7 protein-coding genes are annotated in these 9,953 nt (G+C 57.1%); 4 read left to right on the top strand and 3 right to left on the bottom strand.

Going from position 1 to position 9,953, the window contains the following annotated elements; genetic code table 11:
- The 4 genes from QMX88_RS12085 to QMX88_RS12070 form a co-directional block, all read left to right on the top strand.
- The coding region (locus QMX88_RS12085) for a hypothetical protein (protein ID WP_282369536.1) at window positions 1-2,466 on the top strand (2,466 nt) is incomplete at its 5' end.
- A complete protein-coding gene (locus QMX88_RS12080) occupies window positions 2,463-3,248 on the top strand; it encodes a hypothetical protein (protein ID WP_282369535.1) in 786 nt (261 codons plus the stop codon). The genes QMX88_RS12085 and QMX88_RS12080, both read left to right, overlap by 4 nt.
- Before the next feature lie 70 nt (window positions 3,249-3,318).
- Complete coding sequence (locus QMX88_RS12075; protein ID WP_282369533.1) at window positions 3,319-3,702, top strand: hypothetical protein; 384 nt, start codon at window positions 3,319-3,321, stop codon at window positions 3,700-3,702.
- 86 nt (window positions 3,703-3,788) lie between these two features.
- Window positions 3,789-4,310 carry a hypothetical protein gene (locus QMX88_RS12070; RefSeq protein ID WP_282369531.1) on the top strand — a complete coding sequence of 174 codons (522 nt, stop codon included), beginning with the start codon at window positions 3,789-3,791 and terminating at the stop codon, window positions 4,308-4,310.
- Window positions 4,311-4,491: 181 nt separating this feature from the next.
- Here QMX88_RS12070 and QMX88_RS12065 read toward each other — a convergent pair whose 3' ends face one another.
- The 3 genes from QMX88_RS12065 to QMX88_RS12055 form a co-directional block, all read right to left on the bottom strand.
- Entirely contained in the window at window positions 4,492-5,856 is a 1,365-nt protein-coding gene (locus tag QMX88_RS12065; protein WP_192174913.1) for a DUF1329 domain-containing protein, read from the bottom strand.
- Between the two features lie 14 nt (window positions 5,857-5,870).
- Window positions 5,871-7,793 carry a DUF1302 domain-containing protein gene (locus QMX88_RS12060; RefSeq protein WP_192174914.1) on the bottom strand — a complete coding sequence of 641 codons (1,923 nt, stop codon included), beginning with the start codon at window positions 7,791-7,793 and terminating at the stop codon, window positions 5,871-5,873.
- A 364-nt stretch (window positions 7,794-8,157) separates the two neighbouring features.
- Window positions 8,158-9,834 (bottom strand): fatty acid--CoA ligase, encoded by a 1,677-nt coding sequence (locus QMX88_RS12055; RefSeq protein ID WP_282369528.1) that lies wholly within the window; start codon window positions 9,832-9,834, stop codon window positions 8,158-8,160.
- Between the last annotated feature and the right edge of the window lie 119 nt (window positions 9,835-9,953).

Genomic DNA, 9,953 nt, shown 5'->3' with positions numbered 1-9,953 from the left:
GATGCGGGAACGGCGGGCACGCTGGACCAGTCGAGCGTGCACTGCATCGCGGACGGTGAAGTGGTGGCCTATCGCATTGATGAGCAGTCGCCTGACACGACGTATTTCGTCAATAAACAGCTCGTTTCAAAGCCGTTCTCGCGGAATTTCGTGCTGGTGCGACACCGCTTGCAGCCGCCTGCCGTCAAGGGCAGCACGGACACGCCGCCGAGTCTGATTATTCACAGTCTCTACATGCATTTGCGGGATTGGGCGGCGTACGAAAAAGACTCGGCTGTCGTCAGGCCAGGATTCTGGAAATCCGGATCCACCCTTCAGGTTCGCGTCGACGTTAACGACATCCATGGGGACTATCCCGGGCAACGCGGACTGAACGTGCGCAACAAAGCGAGCAAGGGCGCGATCATCGGCTGGCTGCCGCGTGGTGCGGAAGTCCAGGTCAGCGGCAAAGGCACTTATCGCAAGCTTGAAAACACCCCCGGCCCTGATCACCTGAAAGACGCCAGCGGCGGGTTGCGAGGTTATGTCTGCGCCGACTTCCTGCGACCCATGGCGGGCGAGCAGCATCGGGTCGTTTCCGAGACGCCCCTGAACGTCCGTGCTCAGCCAATGGTTCGCAAAGGCAACGAGATCGGCACGCTATACCCAGGCACCGAGGTGACGGTCAGTGGTACGGGCCGGTTTCGCAAGCTGGAGTGGGTCAATCAATACGTGCACTTCGCTTCGTTGCAGAGCGGTGCGGTCGAGCCGGAAGCGCGGGGCAGCGTTGTCGTTCTGGATAAGCCGGTTGCGATCAAGGCCGGTGAACTGATCGGGCACATGGGCCGATATCACGAAGGCGCCGTCGATTACCCGGAGAATCGTCTGCACCTGGAGGTGTTCAGCGCGGGCGACGTAAAAACGTTCCTGCGCCTGAGCCGCCTTTGGGCAGACAAACTGCCCGCCAGCAGCAGGACTTGGCTGAAACTCGTCAAAGGCACACCCGTGGTCGCGCATCAGGGCACGTTCAGCAGCAAAAAGCCGCCGACGTTGAAGGCGGCAGACACGCTCAGCGCCGCGCAATTGTTGCTTCCCAAAAGTTTGCTCGACGGTTTGCCGGCCGAGCGAAAAATCGCGGTGCCTGCCAGTGCCGACAGCAAAGCGTGCAACTGGTATCGCCTGGATGGGCTGCTGCACGACGCCGACAACAACCTGCTCGACGGTTGGGTGCGTGAAGAAGTCGGCGTGACGCCGTGGCTCAGTCCTTGGTCGTGGGAAGGCTACGAGACCCTCGCCGACTACGATTCGCCGCGGAGCATGCTGGCGTCTTTTATGCGTGCATCGGGGCGTTTTAAAGAGGACGAGGTCACTCGCCACGGCGCGGCGGCTGACAGAGCCGACCAAGGCCCGATCAAAAAGCGCCTGTGCGACATCATTGACCGCAACCTTGACGACAAGCTCAGCGGCAGCGAGATACAAGCCGCACTGAGATTGTCAGCCCACGCGCAGTCGATTTCGCAGTTGATAGTTCGCTACCAAAGCGAATGGCATCACGTCCCGGGCAAGTGGGATGCGCTGGACGACTTGCTGGGGCATGGCGGCTCGACGCCTAACCTGAACTGGTTGGCGGAGAAGGAGCGGATCAAGGCGATGAGTTGGTGGGCCGAGGTGGCCGGACGGCTTGGGTTGCCTGTAGATGGGAAAGTCCATCATCTGCATCCGGTGGGGCTGATCAGTAGCTTTCAAGGAAGTGGATTCACGTTCAGCCTGGAAGCGATGCTTAAGCTTTATCCCCGGCTGGACTCAAATCGGCATAAGGACTTGACCACAATCGCCGACGAGCTTAATGCAAAAATTGAAGTTTACAAACTTGACACCCCCTTAAGACGCGCTCACTTTTTCGCTCAGATATTGGAGGAGACAGGCGAAGGATTAAGTGTCAGTGAAGATCTAACTTACAGCGCCGATGCACTTATAGCACTTTTTAGCTACTTCAGGACTCGACCGAACGAAGCTAAAAAACACGGATACTATAAAAAGCATGGGAGGATAAAGGAAGATGGTTTTCCTATGTCCCAATCAGATTTTGAAGCGATCGCGAACGGTGCCTACGGAGCACGAAGTGAACTGGGCAACAGAGGCCACGCCAGCGGTGATGGCTGGAAATACCGCGGGCGCGGGCTCAAGCAATTAACAGGTCTTCATAACTATAAAGTTTTCAACGACTGGCATGTCGAGAACCAGCACAACTGGCCTGAAGACAAAGTAAACTTTGTAGAAAACCCGGATCTGCTCACCCACATGAGATACGCAACGCGATCAGCGATAAACTTCTGGCTGAGCAAGAAGATATATGAAATTGCGGACAAGGGAGCGATGCCGGACGTTGTAAACCTGGTAACCGATATCGTCAACAAAGGCACCAAGAGTAGACGAAATCGCGTCAAGAATTTCGAAAGAATCTGGGCGAGCGGAATTTTAGAATGATACGTCCAGAAAATATAAGAAGGCACTTTCGCGGGGCCGCCAAAAACGGCACACGGACCGGGCTCATAAAAGGGTTGCCAGCAATACTGTTGATGCTGACAAGCGCGGCCACCGAAGCAGCCTGTCTTGAGGAATATGAGGCTCTTCTCACTGAACGCTATGTAGGCTATGCGCCTACCGAGCACGAGACAGTTTGTAAGCGATGGCCGGCCACCGGATTACTGATTTTCGCAACCGCCATCAAAACAGATGTAATTGCTGACATGGATTTAGTGATCATAGACCCCTCTACGCAAAGCATCGTGGGCACAACCCGTGAGAAAGTGACTCTCGACGCAGGCGCAATCAATAGTTATGGAATAACGATAGACACGGCAAATTACCGATTAGATAAAAATAACATTGCGTTCGGGATCCGGACTTTGTGGGAAGGATCGTCACAGCCAAATCCATACGGTTCGACCTCGCTGAGTCTATACAGCTTAGGTGACAACGGATTGAACAATGTATTGAAAGGACTCACTGTCCAAGAGCGGGTTGGTGAATGGGACACGCACTGCGCTGGAAGCTTTCAAGAAAGGCACATGACTCTGGCAATGCAGCAGTCGCGAGAGAATTACGCTGACATCGTCGTCAGAGAGACGGTGAGAAATACAAGATCGTTTGGAGCTGAAGCCAACTGTGAGACCACTACCCTGGGGCAGAAGACCAACTCATACACGCTTGAATACAAGCAAGGATACGCAGTTCCTGAAAATTTAAAATCACTTGGCTACAAGTAAACCCTGCTCCAGATACTACCTGCATATGCCGAATTTTAGGAGAGTGCTTTATATGAGATGCAGCGTGTGGATGGCGGCACTTCCCAAGCGTTTCGCCATTATTGGTGTCGGTTGCGCAACGACAGTTGCTGTAGCGAGTTCGTCCACCAACGCACAAGCTAACTTCTCTTGGGAGGGTACGTTCAGAGTAGGCAGTTTGCTTTGCACCTCGCCAGAGAACGGATCTGACTGCTCAGACGTTTTCAACGACAGTTTAGAAGTACGCAAAAAAGGTGAGGACTATCTGGTGACGCTTGAAAGCACCCAGGCCAATCAGCATGTCTGTGCGTTTTCATTTCTCATGAAAGAAGCTGGCCGACACCTGATTTACGAAACCGCGCACGGACGAGTACGGATGATCCGAACGGATGCAGCGCTGATCATCTCGTCGAGAAATGTCGACCAACCGCGTTAGGCCTGGGTATTTGCGGGGCACATGCGGACATTGATGGCCTGGTATTTCCTTGGTCAAGTAAGCGTCGAGCTGAATGAGTCCGAAGAATGAAAAGAGTGAATCAAAGAAGTACATGCATCAAGTCGATTTTGAGCCTCGGATTCACAGTTACGATTCTGATAAGCGTGTCAGTTCTCGCCAGTGAAGACGTCAGTTGCGTCAAAAACGAAACCCTCATTGCCGGTTGCCGTCTTGATGAGCAAAAGCAGCGGTCAGTCTCTCTATGCAGCAGTGCCGACAAAGAAACCATCACCTATCGATTCGGGACGCCTGAAAAGGATGAGATGACGCAAACATTCCGAGCAACCCGCCCGCTTTTTCGGTGGGTAGATAAGGCGACATACACCACCTATTTTGGATTTCGCACGGGTGAGTACGGATATGTCGTAGGTGTGCCTCAACAAACCTTCGGTGCCAAAGCGTTTCTAGAGGTACTCAAGCTCAACAAAACCATCATGAGCAAAACCTGCACCGCGAACTCGTTCGGCTCGGAGCATCTGAAGAATGTTGCGATAAAGGAGCTGGATGACGGCTCGGTTCGAGCACCGCATTTTTCATTTCCGCCATGATCCACGCATAAAGAGGAACAGCGTCCTGTGGACGCAAACCTTGGTCAAAAAAAACACCCCGACCATTCGGGGTGTTTCCTTTCTGCGCTATGGGGTTCAGCCATAGGGTGAAACAGCGGAGGACTTCAGTGCGCTGTAGCTGTGATCAACGTTGCACGCTCTCCGCTTGTTCGGTCAGCCGTTAGCGCACGCCTTCCTGACGCAGCGCGTTGGGCTGGAAGTCGCTGACAGTGGCGGTGAAGCCGAAGTCATAGGCTTTTTTCTCTTCGTTCTTCATGCCCAGCGCCAGGTAACGGCCGGACTGCAGGTCGTACAGGGCTTCGAGGGCATACCACGGCACTTGTTTGTCGTAGTAGTTTTCGGCGTGGGCTTCAGCCACGCGCCACAGTTGACCACGGCCGTCGTAGTGATCGATCACCGCTGCCTGCCAGGTGTCTTCGTCGATGAAGAAGTCACGTTTGGCGTAGATGTGACGCTGGCCTTCTTTCAGCGTGGCAGTCACGTGCCAGACGCGACGCAGTTCATAGCGCGCCAGGTCCTGATTGATGTGGCCGGCCTTGATGATGTCGGTGTATTTCAGCTTCGGATCGTCGAGCTTGTAGCTATCAGAGGCGATGTACATTTCTTGTTTGCCGATCAGCTTCCAGTCGTAGCGGTCTGGCGCGCCGTTGAACATGTCGAGGTTGTCGGAGGTGCGCAGGCCATCGGCGGCGGTGCCCGGCCCGTCGTAGGACACTTGTGGCGCACGACGTACGCGACGCTGCCCGGCGTTATAGACCCACGCCGCGCGCGGCTCTTTGACCTGGTCGAGGGTTTCGTGCACCAGCAGTACGGAACCTGCCAGACGCGCCGGCGCCGTTACTTCCTGTTTGAAGTAGAACAGGATGTTGCCCGGGTTCTTCGGATCGAAATCCTTCATCTTGTCGCGGAAGACGAACTCGTCGTGGAAGTACACCGGGTTGAACGAGCCGTTGGTCTGCGGCGTGGCCTGGGTAACCAGACGCGAGACGCTGCCGCCGCGATAACGGGTGATGTGGTTCCAGATGACCTCAAGGCCATCCTTCGGAATCGGGAACGGCACTGCGGTTTCGAAATTCTCCAGGCCGTTGCCGCCACCCACCAGTTTGGTGTTGGTGGCGTTTTTCTTGATGGCGGCGAATACGTCAGCGGGCACAGTCGCGCCACGATGGGACGGGTAGACCGGCATCTTGTAGGTGTCCGGGTACCGCTTGAACATCGCGTACTGGCCCGGGGCAAGTTTGTCCTTGTACTGATCCACGTTCTGCGCAGTGATGGTGAACTGCGCTTTTTCGTTGGCGTACGGGTTGGCCAGGAAGCCTTTGTCGTCCACGGCGCCGGCATTGGTCGGCATCGGGCTCCAGGCCGGAATGGTGTTGGCAGCGTTGCCGGCTTTTTCCGCGCCCATCGGCGTCAGCGTGGTGCCCAGCTTGGCGGCTTCGGCGTCGGACACCGCAGCCATCACGCTGGTCGCCAACAACGACAGACCCAACACGCCAACCTGCAACAGACCCTTCGTGATTTTCATTTTCATTATTGTCCTTAGAAGTTCATGCCGAAGCTGAGCGCTACGAAGTCGCGGTCGTCCACGGTGGTGTACTTGCCGTCGAAGAAGTTGGTGTAGGAAAGGTTGGCGGTGTAGGTGTTCTGGTACTCGGCGTCGAGGCCCAGACTCACGGCCTTGCGACCTTCCTCGAAGTTGCCGCCAGGACCTGGCGAGTAGCCGTCGACGTCGTGGGACCAGGCCACGCTCGGACGCAGGTTCACCCCGGCGAAGACGTTGTTGTAATCCCAGATGGCGCGGGCGCGGTAACCCCACGAATCGGTGGTGGTGAAGCCATCGTTTTCGCAATAGCGGCTAAGGTTGTTCTGCGCGGCAGTGCCCAGGGTGCTGGCGTTGAGGGTCTGACATTGACCGCCTGGCAGCGGGCCCGGGCCATAGCTCGGGTCGCGGCCATAACGCAGTTTCGAGGTGCTTTCCAGCCCGCCGACGTGGGTCCAGCCCACCTCACCCACCACGGTCAGACGTTCGGCGCCCATCACTTGGTCGAAGAAGTGCGTGAAGGTGGTCTGCGCCTGGCTGATTTCCTTGCGGCGATAGCCTTTCTGGTCCTGGCCGGGTGCGCCCTGCAGCAGCGACACGTTCGAGTTCAGCGGCGACAGGCCGGAATACAGGATGTCGGTGGTGTTCAACTGCACCGGTGCGTTAGGGCGATAGCTGACTTCGCCGCTCCACGCCGTGCCGGTGGGCAAGGTGGTGGAGAAGCTCAGGCCGAACAGGTGAATGTCTTCCGGGTATTCAACGTAGTAGCTGGAGTTGGCAGCGACCACGACGGGCAACAGGGTTGGCGCGAGGGCCGCCGCGACGCCTCGAGGAACGCCGTTTGCCGCCAGACCTCCAACCAGGCCCGCTGCGCTGTAGGCGCTTGCCGGACCGCCCTTGCCGCTGAAGATCGGCAGACGGCTGTGGTAGTTCATGTAATAGGCGCCGAACTCGGTGTCCAGCGGCTCGAAGTTGTAGTGCATGGCCAGGCCATACTGGCCACTGTCCCGGGCATCGCGATCAGGGCCTCGGGCGACCACTGCGCCCTCGTCAGGATTACCAAAGTTCACGCCGCGCGCAGCCAGCGTGTTCTGAACGGGGCCACGCAACGCGGCAGGCAGCGCCGCATTGAGGCTGTTGCGGGTACGCAGTACGGCCAGGTTGCTGTTGCAGCCGTCCGCGATCACGTCCGGTTGCGAGAAGAAAGTGCCGCAGTTGTCGACGACCGTCTGGTCCCATTCCAGCTGGTAAAAGCCTTCAGCCGAGAGGTTTTCGGTCAGGCTTTGCGACAGGTAGAACATGTTGACCGGAATCAGGCCTTCCTTGATTTCCGAGCCAGGGCGACGGAACGCGGACACGTCGACCGGGTTGATGCTGTTGATGCCGCCCTGGATGAAGGTACTTTCACCCCAACTGACGACTTGCTTGCCCAGACGCACCGAGCCCGGCTCATCGGCAATGGAGTAGTTGTGATAGACGAATGCGTCGAGCAGCTCGAAACCTGAGGATTTGGCGCCTTCCTTGCGGCCGGAATCGCTGATGTCCTTGAAGTCACGGCTTTCGTCCTTGAGCTCGAAGTCGTACCAGTACTTGCCCCGCAGGAACACACCGGTGTCGCCGTATTTCAGTTCAAGATCGTGGATGCCCTTGAAGATCTTCGAAAACGTTTCGCCGCTTTTGAAGTTCAAGTGACCGTCGTCGGAGGTTTGCGAAAGACCGTGACCGCCGTTGTTGGAGCCGATCAGGTTCTTGTTGGCGTTCTGGGTGGACCAGCTTGCCCCTATTGAGAGCGACGAGTCGAAGTTGCCTTCGATTTCTCCGATATTGAAACTGACGCCGAATGCAGGGCCGGCGAGCGTGGAAGCGAGGCTGACGGCCAGGGGCAATTTAGCCCGGCGCCAGAACTGGTTAGCTGATGTCATCGACGCTACTCCATGTGCTTTTATTTTTATGGCAGTGGGTGCTTCCAGAAACGACTCAGGCGGACGGGCCGCAGTGCCTGGGTGTCAACGCCGATCGGGCAGCCAAACAACTGCGAAACGATCAGTGCGCTTTTTCTCCGGTACCTACCTACTGCCGACTATAGCCAGCAGGTGCTGCTGCTTGATCCCTCTAAAGTGTGATTTGCAGCGCCAACACCTCTGGCACGCCGACTCCAGAGTGGCAAATCACAACGCAGGGGGAGCATGGCTGAAAAAAGAGAATTGGTAAGGAAGACGCCGGATTAGAGCCTTCGCGGCACATTTTCACGGGGATGAACCGATGAAATGGCCGCGAAGGACAGCGTCAGAGCGTGGAGAGGAAAGCGCTGTTACTGCCCTGCCATTCGAGGATGTTCTGACGTATTTGCTTCTTGTCGAGCTTGCCGACGCTGGTCTTGGGAATTTCGGTAACAAGGGCGATCTGGCTCGGAATCGCCCACTTGTTAATGTGCCCCTGTTCCACAAACGGCTTGAGATGATCCTTAAGGGTCTTGGCATCCAGGACGTGACCCTCGCGGGCGACCAGCAGCGCAAACGGTCGCTCGCCCCACTGAGGATCGGCGATACCCACCACGGCCACTTCGCGTACACCGGGATGGCGACTGCAGAGGTCCTCCAGTTGCAGGGAAGACACCCATTCGCCACCGGTCTTGATCACGTCTTTGATGCGGTCACGAATATCGATCCCGCCCATGCTGTCCAGCGTCGCCACGTCACCGGTGTGCAGCCAGCCCCCAGCCCACAGTTCGGCGCCCTTCTCCGGCTCGCGGTAATAACCTTCGCTCAGCCATGGTGCGCGCAGCACCAGTTCGCCCTGGGTCTCGCCGTCGGAAGGCAGGAAATTGCCCTCACCATCGACAATCGCCGCCTCAACCAGCACGCCCGGCGCGCCGGCCTTGATTCGGTAGGCGGTCCGTTCGTCTTCACTGGCAGCCATCAAGTCGTCATTCAGGTGCGCAACCGACACCAATGGCCCGGTCTCGGACATGCCGTAGGCGGCAGACAGCTGAATCCCTTTGGCCTTGGCTGCCTCGTACAGCGAACGATTGAGCGAGCTGCCGCCGATGATGATGTGCCAGCCAGTGAAATCCATGTTCTGGGCGGCTTTGGCGTTGAGGACCATTTGCATGATGGTGGGCACGCAGTGAGAAAACGTGACCTTCTCTTTTTGCCAGAGCTGCACCAGCAACTCGGGATCGTAGCGGCCGGGATACACTTGTTTGGCGCCCAGCATCGTTGCGGCATAGGGCACGCCCCACGCATGCACGTGGAACATCGGCGTGATTGGCATGTAAACCTTGTCGCCGCCCAGAATGCCTTCGACGCTGCCCATGATCGTCGCGACGGCCATGGTGTGCAGCACGAGTTGGCGATGGGTGAAATAAACGCCCTTGGGGTTCCCCGTCGTGCCAGTGGTGTAGAACGTGGTCGCCACCGAGTTCTCGTCGAAATCCTCGAATTGATAGTGCGGATTCGCCGCGGCCAGCAACGCTTCGTACTCGCCCACAAGATTGGGCAGGTCGGCGGTAGCGTCAGCGGTGTCAGTGAGTAACAGTGTTTTTTCGACCGTGGTCAGTTGCCCGGCGATGGCGTTGTAGAGGGGCACGAATTCGCTGTTCACCAGCACGAGCTTGTCTTCGGCATGGTTCATGGTGAACAGGATCTGCTCGGGCGAAAGCCGAATGTTGATGGTGTGGATCACCGCGCCAATCATCGGGATCGCGAACATGCACTCCAGGTAACGATGGCTGTCCCAATCCATCACCGCCACGGTGTCACCCGCCTTGACCCCGGCCGCCGTCAGCGCACCGGCCAGCCGGCAAATGCGCTCGTTGAGCATTTGATACGAATAGCGCGAATGGTCCCGGTAAACGATTTCACGGTTTTTTTCGTAGCGCACGCCTGACAGCAGCAGTCGCTTGATCAACAGAGGGTACTGGTACGCCCCTTCGGCGGGCGGAATCACGCGGGTGTGCAGCATAGGAATCCCTTTTCACGGTGCAGGTGCGGGGGCTGAAAATATGCACTGTAGGGCCTGGGCGCGTCGATCGGATCAGCCGAAGGGATGAATTGTTGGTCTGAGGTGCCTAAAAAATACCA

The organism is Pseudomonas sp. PS02290 (assembly GCF_029960075.1).
Classification (GTDB): domain Bacteria; phylum Pseudomonadota; class Gammaproteobacteria; order Pseudomonadales; family Pseudomonadaceae; genus Aquipseudomonas.
The sequence above is the reverse complement of the archived record's forward strand: the minus strand, read 5'-3'. Positions and strand labels throughout refer to the sequence as shown.

What these genes read in the sequence shown, in the direction of transcription:
- QMX88_RS12080 (WP_282369535.1), top strand. Translation starts at nt 2,463, where the DNA reads ATGATACGTCCAGAAAATATAAGAAGGCACTTTCGCGGGGCCGCCAAA.
- QMX88_RS12075 (WP_282369533.1), top strand. Translation starts at nt 3,319, where the DNA reads ATGGCGGCACTTCCCAAGCGTTTCGCCATTATTGGTGTCGGTTGCGCA.
- QMX88_RS12070 (WP_282369531.1), top strand. Translation starts at nt 3,789, where the DNA reads ATGAAAAGAGTGAATCAAAGAAGTACATGCATCAAGTCGATTTTGAGC.
- QMX88_RS12065 (WP_192174913.1), bottom strand. Translation starts at nt 5,856, where the DNA reads ATGAAAATCACGAAGGGTCTGTTGCAGGTTGGCGTGTTGGGTCTGTCG.
- QMX88_RS12060 (WP_192174914.1), bottom strand. Translation starts at nt 7,793, where the DNA reads ATGACATCAGCTAACCAGTTCTGGCGCCGGGCTAAATTGCCCCTGGCC.
- QMX88_RS12055 (WP_282369528.1), bottom strand. Translation starts at nt 9,834, where the DNA reads ATGCTGCACACCCGCGTGATTCCGCCCGCCGAAGGGGCGTACCAGTAC.